Origin of the sequence: Streptomyces sp. SP17BM10 (assembly GCF_036322405.1) — a bacterium.
GTDB lineage: Bacteria > Actinomycetota > Actinomycetes > Streptomycetales > Streptomycetaceae > Kitasatospora.
On record NZ_JAQYXB010000327.1, the window covers coordinates 44,114 to 63,897 of the forward strand.

General features: G+C 70.0%; 15 protein-coding genes, 1 tRNA gene and 1 pseudogene. 6 read left to right on the forward strand and 11 right to left on the reverse strand.

Annotated elements, in window-relative coordinates:
* Nucleotides 1-211: 211 nt before the first annotated feature.
* The 3 genes from PUR71_RS01820 (at nt 212) to PUR71_RS01830 (ending at nt 2,662) form a co-directional block, all read left to right on the forward strand.
* A complete protein-coding gene (locus tag PUR71_RS01820; RefSeq protein ID WP_329924504.1) occupies nt 212-1,003 on the forward strand; it encodes a DUF1684 domain-containing protein in 792 nt (263 codons plus the stop codon).
* A gap of 99 nt (nt 1,004-1,102) precedes the next feature.
* The gene (locus tag PUR71_RS01825; protein WP_329924505.1) at nt 1,103-2,425 is read left to right on the forward strand and encodes an MFS transporter; all 1,323 of its coding nucleotides are present in this window, start codon (nt 1,103-1,105) and stop codon (nt 2,423-2,425) included.
* Between the two features lie 163 nt (nt 2,426-2,588).
* Nucleotides 2,589-2,662: transfer RNA gene (locus tag PUR71_RS01830), tRNA-Pro, on the forward strand.
* On the opposite strand, the gene PUR71_RS01835 is transcribed toward PUR71_RS01830, so the two are convergent.
* Entirely contained in the window at nt 2,628-4,073 is a 1,446-nt protein-coding gene (locus PUR71_RS01835; protein WP_329924506.1) for a tyrosine-type recombinase/integrase, read from the reverse strand. The genes PUR71_RS01830 and PUR71_RS01835 overlap by 35 nt on opposite strands.
* Before the next feature lie 254 nt (nt 4,074-4,327).
* On the opposite strand from PUR71_RS01835, the gene PUR71_RS01840 reads away from it, so the two are divergent.
* Together PUR71_RS01840 and PUR71_RS01845 are read left to right on the forward strand one after the other, a co-directional pair.
* A complete protein-coding gene (locus tag PUR71_RS01840) occupies nt 4,328-5,182 on the forward strand; it encodes a methyltransferase domain-containing protein (protein WP_329924507.1) in 855 nt (284 codons plus the stop codon).
* 354 nt (nt 5,183-5,536) lie between these two features.
* On the forward strand, nt 5,537-5,893 hold the full coding sequence (locus tag PUR71_RS01845; RefSeq protein ID WP_329924508.1) for a hypothetical protein: 357 nt from the start codon (nt 5,537-5,539) through the stop codon (nt 5,891-5,893).
* A 37-nt stretch (nt 5,894-5,930) separates the two neighbouring features.
* Here the strand turns inward: PUR71_RS01845 and PUR71_RS01850 are convergent, their stop codons facing one another.
* The 8 genes from PUR71_RS01850 to PUR71_RS01885 are packed head-to-tail and all read right to left on the reverse strand — an operon-like array spanning nt 5,931 to nt 15,755.
* On the reverse strand, nt 5,931-6,464 hold the full coding sequence (locus PUR71_RS01850) for an adenylyl-sulfate kinase (RefSeq protein ID WP_329924509.1): 534 nt from the start codon (nt 6,462-6,464) through the stop codon (nt 5,931-5,933).
* Nucleotides 6,461-7,195: a sulfotransferase family protein gene (locus PUR71_RS01855; protein ID WP_329924510.1), complete on the reverse strand. Its 735-nt coding sequence runs from the start codon at nt 7,193-7,195 to the stop codon at nt 6,461-6,463. The genes PUR71_RS01850 and PUR71_RS01855 overlap by 4 nt, the downstream gene beginning before the upstream one ends.
* Nucleotides 7,188-7,985, reverse strand: coding sequence for a hypothetical protein (locus tag PUR71_RS01860; protein WP_329924511.1), 798 nt, complete (start codon nt 7,983-7,985; stop codon nt 7,188-7,190). The genes PUR71_RS01855 and PUR71_RS01860 overlap by 8 nt, the downstream gene beginning before the upstream one ends.
* A gap of 5 nt (nt 7,986-7,990) precedes the next feature.
* Complete coding sequence (locus tag PUR71_RS01865) at nt 7,991-9,643, reverse strand: pyridoxal phosphate-dependent decarboxylase family protein (RefSeq protein ID WP_329924512.1); 1,653 nt, start codon at nt 9,641-9,643, stop codon at nt 7,991-7,993.
* The gene (locus tag PUR71_RS01870; RefSeq protein ID WP_329924513.1) at nt 9,636-10,682 is read right to left on the reverse strand and encodes a radical SAM/SPASM domain-containing protein; all 1,047 of its coding nucleotides are present in this window, start codon (nt 10,680-10,682) and stop codon (nt 9,636-9,638) included. The genes PUR71_RS01865 and PUR71_RS01870 overlap by 8 nt, the downstream gene beginning before the upstream one ends.
* Nucleotides 10,682-11,884: a glycosyltransferase gene (locus PUR71_RS01875; protein ID WP_329924514.1), complete on the reverse strand. Its 1,203-nt coding sequence runs from the start codon at nt 11,882-11,884 to the stop codon at nt 10,682-10,684. The genes PUR71_RS01870 and PUR71_RS01875 overlap by 1 nt, the downstream gene beginning before the upstream one ends.
* A gap of 11 nt (nt 11,885-11,895) precedes the next feature.
* Complete coding sequence (locus tag PUR71_RS01880; protein ID WP_329924515.1) at nt 11,896-13,908, reverse strand: radical SAM protein; 2,013 nt, start codon at nt 13,906-13,908, stop codon at nt 11,896-11,898.
* Nucleotides 13,909-13,955: 47 nt separating this feature from the next.
* Nucleotides 13,956-15,755 carry a hypothetical protein gene (locus tag PUR71_RS01885; protein WP_329924516.1) on the reverse strand — a complete coding sequence of 600 codons (1,800 nt, stop codon included), beginning with the start codon at nt 15,753-15,755 and terminating at the stop codon, nt 13,956-13,958.
* Between the two features lie 340 nt (nt 15,756-16,095).
* Here PUR71_RS01885 and argS point away from each other — a divergent pair, with 340 nt between their 5' ends.
* A complete protein-coding gene (gene argS, locus PUR71_RS01890; RefSeq protein ID WP_329924517.1) occupies nt 16,096-17,856 on the forward strand; it encodes an arginine--tRNA ligase in 1,761 nt (586 codons plus the stop codon).
* Nucleotides 17,857-17,970: 114 nt separating this feature from the next.
* On the opposite strand, the gene PUR71_RS01895 is transcribed toward argS, so the two are convergent.
* Both PUR71_RS01895 and PUR71_RS40960 read right to left on the reverse strand, forming a co-directional pair.
* Nucleotides 17,971-19,278 (reverse strand): outer membrane protein assembly factor BamB family protein, encoded by a 1,308-nt coding sequence (locus PUR71_RS01895; protein WP_329924518.1) that lies wholly within the window; start codon nt 19,276-19,278, stop codon nt 17,971-17,973.
* 382 nt (nt 19,279-19,660) lie between these two features.
* A pseudogene (locus tag PUR71_RS40960) lies at nt 19,661-19,784 on the reverse strand (IS630 family transposase); the annotation flags it as partial.

Consider the following 19,784-nt stretch of genomic DNA (forward strand, 5'->3'; position numbering starts at 1 on the left):
AGGCCGGATTGCGTTCCGTTGCGGTGGCGTTTCCGTTTCCGGTCGGCCGGCGGAGACGGGAATGAACCGGCCGCGTGGCCGGTGTTGTGCTGGGTGATCGAGACCGGTGTCGCGCCGGGCGATCGAGAAGGGCGGCCCGCGGAACGGCTGGTCGCCGAGACGGGCGGTCCGCCGGGCGGCGGACCCCGGACCGGATTGGGAAGGTCTGCCGATGACGGAGACGGCCGCGGAGGACTGGAAGCACTGGAGCGAGCACCGGGCGGCGTCGGTGAGCTCGCCGCACGGGCCGCTCGCACTCACCGGCACGCACTGGCTGGAGCCCGAGCCCGGTGAGGTCCCCGGCCTGCCCGGGCTCTGGTGGACCGACGCTGAGGGCGTCCGGCTGCGCGCGGCGGCGGCCGACGGCATCACGGTCGGCGGCGCCGCCTCCCCCGTCGACGGCGAGGTCCTGCTCCGCCCCGACACCGATCCGGCCGCCTCCACCGCCACCCTCGGCGACGTCCTGCTCGTCCCGATCGAACGCGAGGGCGAGCTCGCCCTGCGGGTCTTCGACCCCGCTGCGCCCCGCCGAGCCTCCTTCGCCGGCATCTCCGCCTACCCCTACTCGCCGGAGTGGGCCGTCCCCGCCGTCTTCACCCCGTTCGATGCCGCCGACGCGCAGTCCGTCGTCGTCCCGAACGCGGACGGCAAGGAGCGCCCGCTGGCCGTCACCGGGCGGATCGCGTTCACCGTCGCCGGCGAGCACCGCACGCTGACCGTGAGCAGCGCGGGCGACCGCCTCAGCGGCGTCATCGCCGACGCGACGAGCGGCATCGACACCTACCGCTTCCGCTTCATCACCCTCCCCGCACCGGACGCAGACGGCCGCACCGTGCTCGACCTCAACCGGGCCTACCTGCCGCCGTGCGCCTTCGCGGACCACTTCATCTGCCCGTTCCCGCCGCCCGGCAACCGGCTCGACTTCGCGGTGGAGGCGGGGGAGAAGCAGGTCCTGACCCGGTAGCCGTGGCGAGGGCCGGTCCGGGTGGCGCTTGCGGCCCCGGTGGGGAGTTTCGGGCCCCGGTGGGGAGTGTGCGGACGGCGGGGCGGAACATGGACGGTTGTGCCGAACGACCACCATTCCCCAACGCGTCCTTCAGCGGCCTCGCCGCCCGCCGACCCCGCTCCGTCGGCCCCGGAGGCCGCCGCCCCCTGGTACCGGAGGGCCTTCGCCGATCTCAGCCCGCTGCGCGACCACGCCGACTACCGGCGGGTCTGGGTCGGCCAGGCAGTCTCGTCCATAGGCCAGCAGATGACGGCCGTCGCCGTCTCCGTCCAGGTCTACGACCTGACCCGCTCCGCCTTCGCCACCGGCGTGGTCGGCCTCTTCTCGTTCGTCCCGCTGATCGCCTTCGGCCTCTACGGCGGCGTGATCGCCGACCGCGTCGACCGGCGCAAGCTCGGCCTGATCGGCGCCGCCGGCCTGGCCGTCGTCTCCGCCGTCCTCGCCGTCCAGGCCATCGCAGGCCCCGGCCAGGTCGCCGTCCTCTACGCCGCCGTGGCCGCCCAGGCCTGCTTCTTCGCCCTCAGCTCGCCCGCACGCTCGGCGATGATCCCGCGCCTCGTCCCGTCCCACCAACTCCCCGCGGCCAACGCCCTGAACACCGTCAGCATGAACCTCGGCATGACCGTGGGCCCCATGCTCGGCGGACTCCTCATCGGCGCCTACGGGGCCCAGTCGGCCTTCCTCGTCGACACCGTCGCCTTCACCGGCACCCTCTACGCGATGTGGCGCCTGCCCGCGATGCGCCCGCTCGGCGGCGAGGGCAAGGCCCGCGCCTCCGTCCTCGACGGCCTCCGCTTCCTGCGCGAGCAGCCCAACCTGCGCACCAGCTTCCTCGCCGACCTCGCCGCGATGATCTTCGGCCTGCCGCGCTCCCTCTTCCCCGCCATCGCCGTCACGTTCTACGGCGGCGACGCCCGCACCGTCGGCCTCCTCGTCTCCGCCCCCGCCGTCGGCGCCCTGATCGGCGCCCTCTTCTCCGGGTGGGTCTCCCGCATCCACCGCCAGGGCGTCGCCGTCCTCGCCGCCGTCGCTGCCTGGGGCCTCGCCATCGCCACCTTCGGCCTGCTCCACAACCTCTGGCTCGGCCTCCTCCTGCTCGCCCTCGCCGGCTGCGCCGACACCGTCAGCATGATCTTCCGCAGCACGATGATGCAGGTCGCGGCCCCGGACGAGATGCGCGGACGCCTCCAGGGCATCTTCATGGTCGTCGTGGTGGGCGGCCCCCGCCTCGGCGACTTCGAGTCCGGCGCCGTCGCCGCCCTCACCAGCCCCGCGACCTCCGTGATCACCGGCGGCCTCGCGTGCGTCGCCGCCGTCCTCCTCCTCGCCGCCCGCCGCCCCGCCTTCCTCACGTACGACGCCCGCCACCCCACTCCCTGACCCACGCCCTGTCCCGCGCCCCCGACCCATCCCACCTCGAAACCTGGCAGCGAGCACCCCTCCACGTGCTGTATTGTTTTCCACGTCGCCGGGACAACCGGAGACAAGGTCGAGAAGCCGACCGGCAGAGCCCCCCAGGCCCCGCCGCCCGGCACCGAGACCACGGGACGTGGCGCAGCTTGGTAGCGCACTTGACTGGGGGTCAAGGGGTCGCAGGTTCAAATCCTGTCGTCCCGACTTGCTTAACCGCAGGTCGTAGGCCGTTTCCGCTTCTGGCGGGAGCGGCCTTTTTGATGTTCTGTCGGCTGGTGGTCGCAGTGTGGTCGCCAGGCCACATCGGCCACGCGGTAGGCGGTTCGATCTCTTGCGACGTCTGATGGGCTGCCAGGCGCTGGTGGGGGCGCGGGTTCTGGTGCCACGGGCGGCGGGCGCGGCAGGCGGCCTCGCCGCGAACCGCGCGGTCCGCTGTGTTGAGGGTCCAAGAGATGGCGTCGACCGCCGCCCGCGCCGCGAGGTGGGTGAGTTCGGCGTAGATGTTCGCGGTGGTCGACAGGGTGCGGTGGCGCAGGGTCTTGGAGACGACCGGGAGCGGCGTGCCGGCGGCCAGGGCGAAGCTGGCGGCGAGGTGGCGCAGGTCGTGGAGGGCGATCCGGGGGACGCCGGCCTTGTCGCAGAGCAGGTGGAAACGGTCGAGGGCGGTCTTGGGGTGCAGGGGGCGGCCGTGGCGGTGGAAGACGTAGCCGCCGGCATGGGTGATCTGGCCGAACGCGCGTGACCCTGTCTGCTCCTCGAGGGCCTCGACGACACGATCGGACAGGGCGACCCAGGCGCGACTGCCTTTGGTCTTCGGGGCGGTGAGTAGGAGCTGGTTGTTGTCGATCGCGGAGAGCGTCGCGCGGATGAACAGGGTGCGCTCGGGCAGGTGGACGTCGTCCCAGCGCAGGGCCAGGACCTCGCCCTTGCGCATGCCGGTGCCGATCATCAGCTCGGCGAGGTCGGCATACAGCGGGTCGACGAGATGGGTGAAGCGCAGGAAGCGAGCCGCCTGCTCCTCGGTCCACAGGTGCCGTTCGGCCGCGGCGGGCCTGGAGATGAGCGGGGGCTTTGCGGGGTTGCGGGCCAGGCGTTCAGTGTCGACGGCGGTGGCGAGGGCGCTGGAGAGCGTGGACACGATCCGGTGGACGGTGACTCTGCCCCGGTGCCGGCGCAGCTGGTCGGTGACGAATGCGGCCAGGTGCTGACGGGTGAGGTCGTCGAGGGGGATGGCGCCGAGGGCGGGGATGAGGTCCTGGGTGATGTAGTCGCGGTAACGGGCGATCGTGGTGGGCTTGAGGTGGAGCTCCTTCTCGGTGAGCCAGCTGGTGAGGTAGTCGGCGGTGCTCTGCCTTGGGTCGGTGACGACGCCGAGGGGCAGGGACTCGTTGAAGCGCCTCAGTGCGATGCGGGCGTCGGTCTCGTCGGGGAAGCCGGAGCGGCGGATGGTTCGGCGGCGGCGGCCGTCGGCGGTGGGCGCGCCGACGGCGAAGGCCCAGGTGCCGTGGTGGGGGTCGGTGGCGAGGTGGGGGCAGCGGGTGCCGAACTGGCGGCGGTGGTCGTCGCGGCAGCCGCAGCGCCGGTAGACGCGACCGTGGTCGGGTGAGGAATGCATGCTGATCGCCTCCCGGAACGGAGCTCGTCCGATCTCCAGTCTCCCGACGATGGCTCGCGACCACCACGCGACCGTCAGGGTCGTTCCAGGGCTCTGACCAGGGGTATTCCCTTGGCAGTCCGCAAAGGCCGCCACCGTGATCGGCATCTTCACCCTCGGGATGAATCACCTTGAAATGTGCCATATAGTGCAAAACTGAACCATCGGTACCGCCACCTCGGGCTCTGGCGCGAATCACAGAGGAGGGCTATGCCGTGTCGGACCGTGCCGAACCCATCCATGCGCGCATTGCGGAACTGGCTCGCCCGCAGCCGGGTGAGCAGGTCGTCGACCTCGGGTGCGGCGCGGGGCCGACGCTGCAAGCCGTCAGTCGAATAGCGCCGGAAGCTGCTCTCATTGGACTCGACCGGTCCCCAGAGTTCCTGCTCCAGACGGGCGCTGCCCTGAAGGATCACGCCGGAGCGGCGGCGACGATCGTTGCCGATCTCCGCGCCCCCCTGCCGTGCACCGACGGCAGCGTGGATGTCGTCCTGTCGTACAACACCATCGAGTGCCTGCCGGACCCGCAGGCGATGCTGGCGGAGGTCGCACGAGTCCTGCGGCCGGGCGGTCGGGCGATTATCGCGCACGTCGACTTCGACTCCATGGTCATTGCCGGCGCGGACGCCGAGCTCGACCGGCGGGTCTGCCACGCGTTCGCGGACGACGCGCAGAGCTGGATGGACCACGCGGACGGCCGGATTGGCCGCAAGCTCGGGCTGCTTGTGGCCGGCAGTCCGCTAAGTCTTCTCCATGTGGAGCCGCTGCTGGTGTGGTCGACCGCGTTCACGGGGCACGCGAAGGACCGGCTCGGCCAGATCCGGAAGGCGCTGTTGTCCGCGGCCAGGCACGGCCGCGGCTCCGTCAGCCCCGAGGAGATTGAAGAGTGGTACGCCGCAGTGGGAGAGGCGGATCGCTCCGGCGGTTTCTTCTTCTCCGAGCTGGCGTTCATCGCAGTTGCGGAGCGCTCAAGGGCGCACCGTGGCGGCGGTACTGGGCGGCGCCAGGCTGAGGCGGGTATGTCGCTGGAGCTCGGGAGCCGGGTGCCAGGCGGCTCGGTCGCAGCATGAAGCCGGTACGTCGGGCGCCCCGCTGCGACGATGGGGCGCGTGGGTGCGGTGGGGCCTCTCGCTGCCTCGCCGTGGGACGGCAGTAGGGCAGGGGCGGTGATCGACCGGTGCCGTGCGCCCGACTTAAATCCTCCCCGAATTGTTGACGAAGAAAAAAGCCGTTCCTCTAATTGTGGAAACGAATTGCAACCTTCGTCGGTGGAGTTAAATCGGACATGGGCATGTCGGCGGGGAAGGCTCCTACCTGCTCGGATGTGGTCGGGTTCACGCTTTGCGTCGAGTCGGTTGACGGGCCTGTAGGCAGTGCCCTGTAATTACAGAAAGGCGCAGGGGAAATTCTTCATGGGGAGAGCCATGTCTGTCGACGTCCGGGTTGATCATGTGGTGGAGGTGCTTCGTGGGCGCCTCGCCGAGAACGATTCCGTACTGGTGACCCGCCGAGATTTGACGAATAACTGGCGGGCGGCGGGCTTCAAGAGACTGGCGGAAGACTGGACTGCTTCCAGCTCTGTCGAGAGGAGCACGCCCGACGCCGGGGCCGATCCATTGGCCGAGCTGATGACGGTGGCCCGGACTCGCCTGAGCAAGGGGCACGCCATGGAGCTTCAGCTCGCACTCGAAGAGAACGGTATTCACTGCGAGCCGGCTCTTGGCCGTCTGGGCGCGGGCACCGACATCGTCCGCATCTATCGGAAGTGGCGCGTGCAGTAGTAGAAGGTGAGGTCCTGGCCCGACTCGCTGGGACGGCCTACGGTCCGGCGTCGTTTCCGAGAGCGGTAGCGGCGAAAGCGCACAGGGCACCCATCGTGGTGCTGAGTGGGGCCGTGGTGTCCAGTGACAGTGCGGGCTGGTCGGGGGCGGACCAGGACAGTTCCGGCGCGTCCGGTGCCGGGTTGGTTCGGTAGGCGCGATTGGTGCGGAGGGCGTCGCGGGCATGGCGCAGTGGTTCGGGTGCGTGGACGTGGATGAGGTGGAGGCGTTCTCCGAGGAGGTCTGCTGCGAGCTGCCGTTCCGCCTCGGTGGAGGTCACGAGGGTGACGATGCCGACCTGGTGCCTGCTGGCGGCGTGTGCGAGGGCGTGGATCGTGGCGATGCGGTCGGAGGGTGACCAGCCGAGATCTTGGAGGACGCCGGTGGCGCGCTGCTCGTCCGCGTCGTAGAGCCCGCAGTCGGCGCCGTGCTCGGTGCGGAGGTGGTCGAGGAGGTGGCGGCCGAGGGTGGTCTTGCCGGAGGCCGGCAGCCCGAGGAGCCAGAAGACGGTCGATGATTGCGGCTGGTTCACGGGGCGTAGCCCCACTTCTGGCACCAGGAGTTGAGCAGCGGCGGGATGTCTGGGTCTGCGGGCGGTGGGGTGGCGGCTTGGACCTGTCCGGAGGCGATTTGGGGTGACCAGTCGCCGATGCCGTAGACGAACGGGCCGTGGTCGTGGCGGCCGTAGTCGAGCATGCTCGGTTCCCAGGGGATGGCGATGTGCTCGCACAGGGCTTTGCAGGTGGTTTCCGGATCGGCGGTGAGCTGCTCGTAGGTGACGTGGATGGCGTCTGGGAGGTTGGCGGCGGCTTCGTCGAGGGCGGTGGCGAACTTGTCGACGGTGACGGCGGCTTCGGCGAGGTCGTTGGCGTCGCCGGCGCGGCGGATGGAGTCGGCGATGGCGACCGGGTGCCGGCGCAGGACGATGTAGCGGGCCTGGGGCCAGCAGGCTGCGAGGCGTTGCCAGATGAAGACGTTGCCCGGGGACTTCTCGACGAGCACGCTCTTGCCGGCTTCGGCGAGTTGGCGGTGCAGGAGGCGGTCCCAGAGGAGGTGTTCGAGGCCGGTGGGTTCGAGGCCGAGGGTGCGCATGGACAGGTCGGTGAACTCGTCGTCGACGGTCACGGTATAGCCGGCGAGGTGGAGTTCGTGCGGGGCGTGGACCTCGGGATGGGAGCCGAGCAGGCAGCGCAGCAGGGTCGATCCGGAGCGGATCGGGGAGAGGAGGAACACGGGCGAGGGGACAAGACGGTGGTCAGGCACCGAAATCCTCCTTCACGGCGTGCTCGCGTTCGGCGAAGACACGCAGGCGGGTGGCGCGGTCGCGGCGGTAGTGGGCAGAACCGGGGGCGGTCTTCTCGTCGCAGTGGAAGACGCGGAGAGGGAGACGGTGCAGGTAGCCGATGCCGGGGCCGACGGGCTGGGCGAAGGTGTGGGAGAGCCAGTCCTCGTAGTTCATCCAGCTCTGGCCGTCGTCGTGGAACCCGTCGCCGGGGATGCCGCCAGCATCGGCCATGACGGGGCGGGCCCGGTGGGTGTCGTAGATCAGGAAGTGCGAGGAGACGCGGTTGACCGAGCGGGCCTGGTCGCTCAGCGGAGGGCCGGCCTCTTCGAGCTTCCACTGCCAGCAGTCGTGGTCGTCGATGCGCTGGGCGAGCGCGAGCTGCGGGCAGCGGTCGAACGTCTCGGCGATCTCGCCGAGGACATCGTCGGCGTTGGGGTCGCGGAAGGCGACGACGTCGCCTTCGATGGTGATCAGGAAGCGGCTCTTGTCGCTGACGAAGTGGGTGTGGATGTTGTTCGCCTGGTCACCGGAAGCCCGGTGGCGGGTACGCCGGCGCAGCCGAACCTCGTCGAACCCCCAGGTGGTGTGGGCGAGTTCGAGGATCTCTGCGGTCGGGGCGCTCTCGGCGCCGTCCACGACGAGGACCAGGTCGTACAGGTGGCGGGTGCCGCGGGTCAGGGCGTCCAGGGTGGTGGGGATGGTGCGGCGAAGGAGTTCGACGTCGCTGTGGACGAGGTAGGCGATCGTGAACGCGGGCGGGTAGGTCACGGCGGTCACCACCCCGCTGGTCCAGTCACGTCCGGCCCGGAGGTGCCGGCGGCCGGGTCCGCGGACGCGAGTAGGGCCTGGAGGTCGTCCAGCATGCGGCCGGTGAGGTCGCGGGCGGCTTCGGTGATGTCCTGCTCGATTCCGTGCTCGACGTGGTCGGGGATGTGGGGGTGACCGACGCACATCCCCATGACCTGGTACTTGGCGCCGATTCCGAGACCGATCCGGTCGGCGAGGTCCTGCAGCGCGAACAGGTCGAAGACGACCGTGCCGGCGCGGTACAGGCGGTCGGCGAACGCGGCGGTGTAGCAGGAGATGAGGTCGCGCACCGCGGCGTGGCGCGCGGCCGGCAGGGTGGCCTGGTCGAGGACTTCGGCGACCGGAGTGGGGAAGAAAACGAAGGCGCACCGGTAGAAGTCGGAGGTGCCGAGCATCCGGAAGCAGCCGGTGCGCTCCAGCAGGTCGACCATCGCCTGGAAGGTGGCCTGGCGGTCCTCGACGAGCCGGCCGATGCCACTGGTGCCTTGATGCTTCATCAGCGCCCAGAGCTTGAGCGATTCGAAGCCGCGGGAGCCGTAGAACGGGGTGATCAGTCCGAGGTCGAGGCAGTCGGGGGCATCGGCGCGGTCCGGGTATCGGGCGAAACGGCCGAGCGCGGCGGGGTCGCGGAAGAGGACGTAGCTGGAGGGGTAGCTGACGAACAGGCCCTTGTGTGGATCGAGGGCGACGGAGTCGGCGTGCTCGATGCCGGCGAGCTGCACCTTGAGCTTCTCGGAGAACAGCAGGCTGCCGCCGTGGCAGGCGTCCACGTGGAACCACACGTTGTGCTGCCCGCTGAGCTCGGCGAGGGCCTGCAGGTCGTCGATGCCGGTGGTCCGGCAGTTGCCGGCGACGCCGACGACCATGAAGATCCGCTTTCCGGGAGGCGGCGACGCCAGCAGGCGGGCGACGGAGTCGGGGTCGCTGGTGAAGTCCGCGGTGGCGTCCGCCCACAGGAGTCCGTCGCTGCCGAGGCCGAGGGCCTGGGCGGCGGCGAGGTAGGAGAAGTGCTCGACGCCGCCGGCCAGCAGGATCAGGGGCTGCTCGGGCAGGGCCCGCAGTCCGGTGGTGCGGATCTCGGGGTAGGTGTGGGCGAGGGCCGCGGCGATGGCGATGTGGTTGCTCATGTTGCCGCCGGAGGTCCACATGCCGCCGAGCGATGCGAGTCCCCGGTAGTCGGCCAGGGGCGTGACCGGGTAGCCGACAATCTCCCGGAGCCAGGTGATCAGCTGGGCCTCGATCACGCTGGCTGCGGGAGCGCTGCGGTCGAAGGCGATCAGATTCTGGTTGAGGAAGGAGGCGACGATGTCGGCCGCAAGGGCGGCGATGCTGTCGCCTGTGTCGGGGAACGCGAGATAGCGCGGGTCGGCCTGGGAGATCGACCACCTGGCGATCTCGGCCAGGTCCTCCAGAAGTTGCCCGTCGCTCCCGCCGTCCTGCGGGAGCGGGCCGGCGAAGCGGTCGATGAGCTCGCTCACCGTCGCGTGCCGCAGGACCAGGCCGTCACGCAACGCTCCGGAGGTGAAGTCGAGTCCGAGATCGACCGCCCGGTGCAGCAGCCGCCAGCTGTCCTCGGCCGGCCGGTCGCCCAGGAGGGCGGGTAGATGAGTGTCAGACACGTCCGAACTCCATTCGGTACACGCAGCCTTCGCACGAGGACCAGGCAGGGTTGCGGGAGAGGAAGGAGTCCCGCAGTGCCCCGTACGGCTCCGAGGTCCAGATCTCGGCCATCGGCGCCTGGTGGATGTTGCCGAGCACGTTGCCGGGCGTGGACTCCATGTGGACGCAGCACGGCGTGACGTCGCCGTCCTTGGTGATGTAGCCGGCGTCCCACGGCCACGGGCACACGGCCTGACCCGCGGCGGCCGGGGAGGCCAGCCGGGAGTAGTCGAAGATCGACAGCTGCAGACCCAGCTCGTCGGCGCGGGTGAGGCCGGCTTCCAGGTGTGGCACGACCTGCGAGGGTGGCGCGGCGAACAGGGACTCGGCGTTGAGGGCCTTGTCGTCGCCCCAGTGGTGCAGGCTCTCCACACTGATCCGCGTGACGCCGTGGTCGGCGACGAAGTCGACGATCGCCGGGAACTGGTCCATGTTGGCGGTGGAGAGCGTCACCGCGGCCGACAGCGCGGTGTCGCGCTGTCGCGTCATCTCCGCAGCCTCGCGCAGTGCGGTGGACAGCTGGGATCGGCGCAGGCCGGAGCGCATACGCCCCAGCGTGGCATCGTCGGCGCCGTCGACGCTGATGGCGAGCAGGCCCAGGCCCGCGTCGAGGACCGGCTGGAGGCGACGGCGCACGAGCAGGCCGTTGGTGTTCGTCGAGGTGAACACGGACCGGTCGGTGCACGCCCGGACGTAGGCGGCGAAGTCGCGGACGATCAGCGCCTCACCGGCGCCGACGAAGGAGACGTGACCGAGATCGGGCAGCTGCTCGAGCAGGGTGAGGAAGGCGTCCAGCGGCAGGTGCCCGCCGCTGCTCTCGTGCACCGCCCGTACGCATCCGGCGCAGGCGAGGTTGCACAGGTCGGTGAGTTCCACCTGCAGGTACTGGGGAGTCGGGGTCGGCCGGCCCGGTTCGAGCCCGTAGCGGTCGAAGTCGTCGGTGACGAGGAACCGCTGGAAGCGCTCCGGCACCACGATCACAGGCACCTGTTCGGCCATCAGCCGGTCACCTCCTTCCGGTAGACGCCGACCATCTCGTCGACGAACGCCTCGAACGCGGATGCCCGGCGGCCGAACGACGGCACTCGCGGCTCCTGGCATGCGGCCGCGGCATCGATCGCCTGCCTCCACGAGGCCGGGTCGGTGTACTGCTCGACGAGGTGGACGCCGCCGTCGTCGTCCGCGAGGTGGCGCATGGACGGCACCGCCGAGGACCACACCGGCACGCCGAGCGCCCGGGCCTCGTGCGCCACGATCGGATGGTTCTCCCACCACTGCGAAGGCGCCAGCAGCGCCCGAGCGCCAGCCAGCACCGGCCCCACGTCGGCGCGGGAGAGCGGTGGAAGCCAGCGCACCCGCGGATCGGCCGCGGCGACCAGGCGCATCCGCTCCTCGTAGGCGGCGTCGTCCGGCACCGTCGCGACCAGGAGCGGCAGCGTCGTCGGGCTGTGCGCGAGCGCGTCGAGCAGGACCTGGAGGCCCTTCTCGGGTGAGCACCGGCCCAGGAACAGCAGGTACTCGCCACCACCGCCGCTCCCGGCCGGCGACTGCCAGCTGTCGGGCAGCCCGTAGCAGGCCCGGTCCCGGACCACCTTGTCCACCGTGACGCCGGCCTTCGCCAGCTCCGCGGCCTGGTGCGGGGTCTGCGTCCACAGCGCCCGCACCCGCCCGTTCAGCCACGCGACATTGCGGGCCCGCCACGACTCCACGTCCCCCGCCGCCACGGTCGGCGCGCCCAGGCATCCCACACAGCTGGTGGAGGGCGCGGTGCTGGTGCACTGCGCACCGGTGGAGCGTACGAGGAGCTGGTGGTCGGGACAGACGGCGGTGTAGTCGGTGAGCGTTGCGACGACCGGCACGTCGCGCAGCGGCGCGGAGTCGAGGAACGCCAGGCCGATGCGGCTGAAGTGCAGGACGTGGACGAGGTCAACGGCAGGTCGCCCATTGAGCAACAGCTCGATGCGCGCTGCCTGCTGGACCTCCTGGGCGCGCCAGCCGACCGGGTAGTCGTGTGCGAAGACCGCGGGCACGCTGATGTACTCGGCCGCTGTGCGTCGCGGCGGCGACGGCGGGTCGCCGGCTGCCAGCCACGTGACGTCCAGGCCTCGCGCCGTCAGGGCCCGGGCGAGGTCGTCGGCCAGGATCTCCGTCCCGCCGGCCTGCTCGCCCGCGAAGCGGTGGGTGACCAGAAGAATGCGCACCTCGCCTCCCGTCAGCAGGTGTTGCCCTGGAGCCCGGCCCAGCGACCGAGCGGCGTGAGTTCAACGGGCATGCGGCCGTTGACTCCCGTCGGCTCCGGCCGCTCTGGTGCTTCCGGTCCGGACAGACGGAGCGGACCCGCCGCTGCGGGAGCCAGGACCGCGAACGGCTCGTGCAACGTCAAAGCCGTCCACCCGCCGTCCGCGAAGTCCGCGAACACGTTCACACCAAGCCCCTGGCCGGAACCGACCGGTTCGGGAAGAGGCAGCAGGAGCTCCAGGTGATCGGCCTTCCAGGAGAGGCGGACGTCGTGGGCGTTCTCCCAGACGGGATCGGGATGCGGAACATGGCGGAACCGGGCGGAGGGTGCTGCGAGCCACCAGGCACCGTCGCGGGTGCACCGCAGGTACCGCTCGCCGGGCCACTGCCCGGCGGCAAGATCATGCAGGGTGAAGACGCCCTCGCCCAACGGCTGCAGGCGGATGCGGACTGCCTGGCAGGCATCCGGCATGCTGCCCAACTCCAGCTGAGCTGCGAGCCCTTCGGCACGTCGGGTGAGCGTGACGGTGAGTCCAGCAGGGTTGGCCAGTCCGCCTCGCACCCGGCCCGGACCGGCCAGCGGGATGGGCACACGCTGATCGTCGGCCGTGGCATCGAGGCGGGCCGCCGGGAGGTAGGCGGCTTCAGGGGCGGAGGCGAGCGCCTCGGCGGTGAGTCCGTACGGCAAGGGCAGGGCGTCCAGCACCTCTGGATGCCGCTCGCGCAGGGTGACGACCAGACGGATCGACAGGTCAGTGAGGAACCGGATCAGGTCGCACTTCACGCCGTCGGGCTTGGTGATGTCGCCGTTCGCGAGGACCGCCTGGTAGTAGCAGCCGCCGCCGCACACGTACCGCGACGGGCAGGAGGAGCACTCGTCCCGTTGGTCGACGACCAGGTCGAGGTACTTGCGGCGCTCAGTGTCCTCGACGCCGGTGGAGGCGTGGCCGATGTGCCAGCCGGACTTGCCGATGAAGTGCGCGCACGGGTAGAGGTTGCCGTTGGTGTCCAGGTAGGTGCCGCTCTTGCCAGCCCCGCACCGGTAGACCTGGGCCGCGCGGTCCTTCACGCGGTAGAAGAACCGCATGAAGAAGTCCTCGGAGTTCAGCGCCAGCAGCCGGGCGAGGATGCCCTCCGGGGGCTGGGCGAGGATGTGCTCGACGAGGTCGGCGTAGCCCTGGCGGAAGGCCGGCAGAGTCTCGGCGTTGAGCGTGTAGTCCTTGTCGTGGGTGGCGTTGACCGGCTTCATGTAGATGTTGCGCGCACCGACGTCCTCGAAGAGGTGGCGGAAGATCGATACGAAGTCGGTGCAGTACGCGGTGAGGACGGCCGAGACCCCCATGTCGGGGTGGCGGGCCAGCACCTGGTCGAGCACGGAACGCACGTGGTCGTACGTGCCGCCGCGGCCACCGGTGTAGAAGCGCACCCGGTCGTGGACGTCCCGGGGCCCGTCCAGGCTGATGTCCTGGGGCGGGCCGAGCTGCTCGGCGAGCTCGGTCGTCATCGACAGTGTCGCGTTGGTGACCATGGGCCCGGCCCAGACCACGGCGACGGGGGAGTCGGCGAGGTTCTCGGCGACCAGCTCCTGGACCGTGTCGTGCATGTGGCGCACGAGCATGGTCTCGCCGGCCAGGCCGAAGTCGATCCGGCTGTACCGGGCGTCCTCCTCGATCAGCCGCTCGCGGTGGGTGCGAAGGCCCTGAACCACGGTCTCCAGCGGGATGGTGACGGGCTTGCCGTCAGCGTGTACCCGGTCCCGGAACGAGCAGTACGTACAACCCATGTTGCAGACGTCGGTCAACGACAGCTGCGCCTGCGGGTACGCCTCACGGTAGGAGGCCACCTGGTGGACCGGCTCCAGGCCGCCGCACGGACACGGCTGACCCGGGGCGGTGATCTGCCCGCCGAGAACATGGAAGGTGTAGCCGTCCGCGAAGGAGACGTGGGCGGCATCGCTGGTGGAGCGTGGAATCGCGTCGCTGATCACGGTTGACCTCTCGGGTTTGAGATGGCGCGGATCGGGGCGGAACGGGATTACAGGTTGCGTGGACCGGGAAGACCGAGGCGGCGACGCAGCACGTCCAGCTGGTCGGCCAGCTGCGCGACCTTCGTTTCCAGGCTGGTGGTCGGCAGCGCGGGATCGGCCGCCTCCCGCAGGGCGAACGTTCGGCGCACCAAGGCTGCCACCTCGGCGGCCTCGTCACCCGGAACGAGCTCGTGCAGGAGCGACAGCTGGGGGACCAGCTTCACCGGAGGCGGCGCAGCTGTGGAACGGGCGAACACGAGCCGGGCCAGCATCGCCCGGGACTCGAACCACAGGTACTTGGCGGTGAGTTCGCGGCCCTGCTGCTCGTACTCGCTTGGCCAGCTGATGACGGTGGTCGACGGGGCGGCGATGGCGGTGGCGACCCAGCCAGGGGAGTGATGGTCCACGCCGGGCCGGCGCAGCTCGAACCACTCGTGGAGATCGCGGCTCAACATCCCGTCCGCGCTGACGACATCCCGCTCGGTCGGCCGGGCGGCGGAGCCCTCGGCCGCAAGACCCAGGCAGGCGAGCACCTCGATCACGAGGTCCTCAAGAGCCCGATGCCCGTCGGGGTGGTCGGGTGAGCTCAGCTCGAAGTCGACGTCGCTGCCGCGTCCGAGGACTCCCTGCGCGCACGAGCCGCGCAGAATGAGCTCCAACTCCTCCAGCCCCAGGAGAGCTTGAGCAGTCCGGGCTATGCGGGCGGTGACTTCCTCGGCGACCTCGGCGCGCTCACACGCCGCATCCCACCCGCCGACGCCCCGCAGCTCCTCCAGGCGTGCGGCCAGCTGCTCGATCGATGGGAGGCCGGCGGTCAACCTGTTCTCGGCCGTGGAGAACAGGGCGAGAACCCACGGTCGGCGCAATCGCTCCAGGCCACGGCCGCAGTCGGCTCCGGCGCTCTCGGTGAGGGCATCCAGGCGGTGAAGGAGATCCGCATAGGCGTCCTCACCCTGGTCTGCTCGCAGCAGTGAGGTAAGCACCGTGTGGAAGACACCGAGACGGGGCGGCAGGACGTCCTCGGCGAGATGCCCCAGCCGGGCAGCGCTCGCGGACTTCGCCCCCGCGACGGGCAGTTCGCTCGCGAGCGTCAACTCGATCCCGCGGCGACGCACCTCCCGCGCGGCCGGTTCGGCCGGCAGCCAGGCGGCGAGAATGGATTCGAAACCGTCCAGCGTCGGCTCGTTTCCGTTCCCCGCCGTGAGGCGCCTTCTGAGCCCGAGATCGCGGCCGAACAGGTCGGACCACGCGATGTCCCACTTCATCACCGTCAGCGCACCGGGGGCGGCGGTGCCCGCCGGGACGAGCAGCGTGTCCTCCCAGTCGATCAGGACCGTCCGGCCGCTGTGCCGGAACATGTTCCGCGGAATGCACCCGGACGCCTCTACACCGCGCGCCAGCACCACCAGGAGGAGATCCTCGATCTCCTCCACCGACAAGCCGGCCAGGCCGTCCGTTGAGGCGGAGAGCGGGATCCCGAGGTAGGGCGACACCAGAGCCGCCGAACAGTCGTCCAGTGGAACCAGGCCGGGAACGCACACCTCGATACGCCCGAACCCGTCCACCGTGAGCGCACCCAGACGACGCGCCGCCTCCGCAGCGAGGGAGCGCTCCGCGTGCGCCGCCGGCCGTGACCGAAGCTTCGCCACAAGCTCCCGCCCTTCGTAGCGCAGCCGCCGCACCGCACCGGGGACGTCACCGAACCCCGGATCGTCGAGCGCATGCCCCTCGCCGTCCCCGGCGAACACCGCCCGGATCGCCGCAGCGACGCCCGGCGAACCACTCGCACCCCCGGACAGCCTGCTCACCCCACTCCCCTCCCGAGCGCCGCACAGCAGGCTTGCCACCGTAGCCGCTCCATCACGCTGTGTTCGATCGAATTTGCGGATTCGGCTCAAGGGGGATGCGGAACGCGTGCCTCCCTGGAGGTGGGGCGCCGTCCATTGGTGCTGATGATCACTCAGGATGATCTACAGCCAAGGGCCTTGAGGGTGCAGGCTTCGATCCGCGGCGAGGTTAATCGGGCCGTTGGCTGTGTGGGGCATGGGATACTCGGCAGACGGCGCCGACCGCTCGACGGGGTGGCGCTGTGCGACTCCCGCGGCCCGTCCGCGGATCCGCCCTCTCACAGAAGTGGTCCTTCGATCTATGCCTACGGTCCTCTCCATCGCCGACGCGCTGCGCGAGCGCTTCGCACAGGCGATCTCCACTGCGTTCCCCGACGCCGCGGACAGCGACCCCCAGCTGCGACGAAGCGACCGCGCCGACTTCCAGGCCAACGGCATCATGAGCCTGGCCAAGCCGCTGCGGGCCAACCCCCGCGAGGTGGCCGCGCGCGTGCTCGAGAACCTCGACGCTGACCAGGTGCTCGCGAACCTGGAGGTCTCCGGGCCCGGCTTCATCAACGTCACCGTCACCGACACCGCCATCCTCGAGCGACTGGCCGCCCGCGCCGCCGACGCCCGACTCGGTGTCGGCAGCAACACCGAGGCCGGCGTCACGGTGATCGACTACAGCCAGCCGAACATCGCCAAGGAGATGCACGTCGGCCACCTGCGCTCCACGATCATCGGGGACGCGCTCGTGCGCGCCCTCGAGTTCAGCGGTGAGAAGGTCGTCCGGCGCAACCACCTCGGGGACTGGGGCACCCAGTTCGGGATGCTCATCCAGTACCTCATCGAGCACCCCGCCGAGCTCGACGAAGGCGCCGAGCCGGACGACTCCGGGCCGTCGATGTCCCGCCTCAACCGCCTCTACAAGGCATCGCGCGCCAAGTTCGACAGCGACACCGACTTCGCCGACCGGGCCCGCCGGCGCGTCGTCGAACTGCAGGCCGGCCACGCCGAGACCGTCGCGTCCTGGCAGGGCATGGTCGACGAGTCGAAGGTCTACTTCGAAGCCGTCTACGCCCGCCTCGGCGTCCTCCTCGAAGACGCCGACGCCATCGGCGAGAGCTACTACAACCCCATGCTCGCCGACGTGTGCGCCGACCTCGAAGCCTCCGGCGTCGCCGTCCGCTCAGACGGAGCCCTCTGCGTCTTCTTCGACGACATCAAGGGCCCCAACGGCGAACCGACCCCGCTCATCGTCCAGAAGAGCGACGGCGGCTACGGCTACGCCACCACCGACCTCGCCGCCATCCGCGATCGCGTCGGCATGCTCGGCGCCAACCAGCTCCTCTACGTAGTCGACAGCCGCCAGGCCCTGCACTTCCAGATGGTCTTCGAGACCGCCCGCCGCGCCGGCTGGCTCCCCGACAACGTCCGCGCCCTGCACCTCGGCTTCGGCACCGTCCTCGGCAAGGACGGCAAGCCCTTCAAGACCCGCTCCGGCGAGACCGTCCGCCTCATGGACCTCCTCGACGAAGCCGTCGACCGGGCCCGCACCGTCGTCGCCGAGAAGAGCCCCCAGCTCGCCAGCGAGGAACTCGAAGACCGGGCCAAGCAGGTCGGCATCGGCGCGGTCAAGTACGCCGACCTGTCGACCTCCCGCACCCGCGACTACATCTTCGACGCCGACCGCATGGTCTCCCTCAACGGCGACACCGGCACCTACCTCCAGTACGCCTACGCCCGCATCCAGTCCATCTTGCGCAAGGCCCCCGAAGGCGTCACCCCGACCGCCCACCAGGACCTGGCCCTGGAGCCGGCCGAACGCGCCCTCGGCCTCCTCCTCGACGAGTTCGGCGCCACGATCGACCTCGTCGCCGAGACCTTCGAACCCCACCGCCTCTGCGCCTACCTGCACAGCCTCGCGGCGGCGTACACCACCTTCTACGAGCACTGCCCCGTCCTCAAGGCCCCCAGCCGCGAGGTCATGGAGACCCGGCTGCTGCTGTGCCAGCTCACCGGCCAGACCCTCCGCCAGGGCATGGACCTCCTCGGCATCGGTACGCCGGAGCGGTTGTAGCTGACGAAAGCCTTCGAGTGGGCTGGCTGTGATCGGCTCACTCGAAGGCTTTTCGTGTGGTGGCGGGCGCGGTCCGCTTGCATGGAGTCGGCGGCCTGCTGGGACTGCGTACCGCTACCCCGTGGAGCGCATCAGGCTCATGCTGTGACCTCGGTCCTCGATGCCGACGTAGGCGTTGACCAGGAAGGGAGCCAGCTTCGGGGTTGCCCGGTCGGCACCGGTGCGGGCGTCCAGGATGACATTGCCGTTGGTCGTCCGGCCGTACACCGCTCCATGCCACACGGCGGTGACCACTGGCACGAGTCGTCCTCCCGGCGTCTCTGTGATCGACCAGAGCCATTTCATCGACGTCGCGTCCAAGGCCGCGATCGAGTGCGTCTGGCCGAAGAGTTGGTCGTTGCAGAGAATGACGGATGTTCCGTCGAAGTCACAGTGCCAGGGGTGCACATACGCTCCTGGTCCCGGGTGGGCGCGGATCGCTCCAGTACGGGCGTCAACGATGACGAACCCATCGGAGGCCGACATCGCGAGCAGGCCGGGGCCGGTGGAGGAGGCGACGGCGTGGCTTTCCGTGTGGACGGCCGACCATCGGGGACTGCCGTCTGATACGCCGTAGCCTGCGAGCTGACGCTCGCCGTACGTCGGAGCCTCGGCACCGGCCACGATGCCATCGACAAGCTGCATCGCGTGGAAATCCGGCCTGGTCCATCGAAGCTGCCCGGATCCCGCGTCGACCACATAGGTCGTCTCGTCGTCGGACACGACCACGCTCTGGTCGTCCACGGCCACCACCTGCGCCGCCCTGATGCCGTCTGCGAGCAGCGAATCGTCGTGACTCAGAGCCTCCTTGTTCGGAGGCGTAATCACGAGGTCGACCTGAGCGCTCCAGACGGTCCTGCCCGTCGTGGAATCGGCGGCCAGTACCTCGATCACGTTTCGGCCCCTGCCGGTCCCCGTGCCCGGGATGAAACGGGAGAACGCCGCGAGCACGGCGTCAGCGCCGTGGAAGCGGGCGGGCAGTGGCGCGGCCCTCTCGGACCCGAAGCCGCTCTTCGTAGCGGGGATGGTGCTGCTCGCACTCCAGAGCGTGTTTCTGGTGACGGCGTCGACGGCTTTCATGCCGTCCTCGGTGGTCACGAAGGCGGTCGTGTCCTTCAGAGAGATCGCCGGCCGTTGCCGTGTGGGGCTTGACGTCGAGGGCTGGACCCCCTCGTCGAGTGCGTCCCCCGTGCCGTTGCCGTCGCCGAAGTCGAATGATGTCGGCGGGTCGAATGCCTGGAGATGCCGGGCCGCCGGGGGAATCCCGTCGGCAGACAGGGGAGTTGAACCGCTACAGCCCGACAGCGGGCCAACCAACGTCACCGCCAGGGCGACAGCACCAGCCCATCGCCGATCCCGATAGCGAGCCGCGAAGATCACCATTCCCCCTTTGCTTGATCACCGAAGCAGTGCAGACTGTACCTGACAGTGATCGACGTGCTCCGGAATGCCGCCACCCTGGAAGGACCCACAGCCCCGGGCAGCGAGAACCTGCGGACCGGTTGATCACGGGAAGGACTACACGCCTCCACCTGTCGGCCCTGACCGATACGGTCAAGGCCGTGGAGGAAGGCCGTGGTTCGTTCGCGGCCGGAAGCAGGGACCAGGGAGGGCGCAGGGGTGTCGGCAGCGGGCAAGGACGGCAACTCGGGGGGCACATCGGCCGAAGCCCGCGCCGCCGCGCGTGCAGCGCTGGTTCCAGGAACGCCCCTCCCCGTTCCCGCAGGAGCAGGAAGCGCTCGACCACGTTACTGACTTCGGCGCTTCAAGGTGATGGCGGTGGGAGGTCGAGGGAGAGTCCGGTCCCGGTGAGGAAGCCGTCGAGGACGTCGGATCGGTACTGGAGCCGTTTGAGGCGGTTGCGGACGACCGCGGCGAGTCGCTCCAGA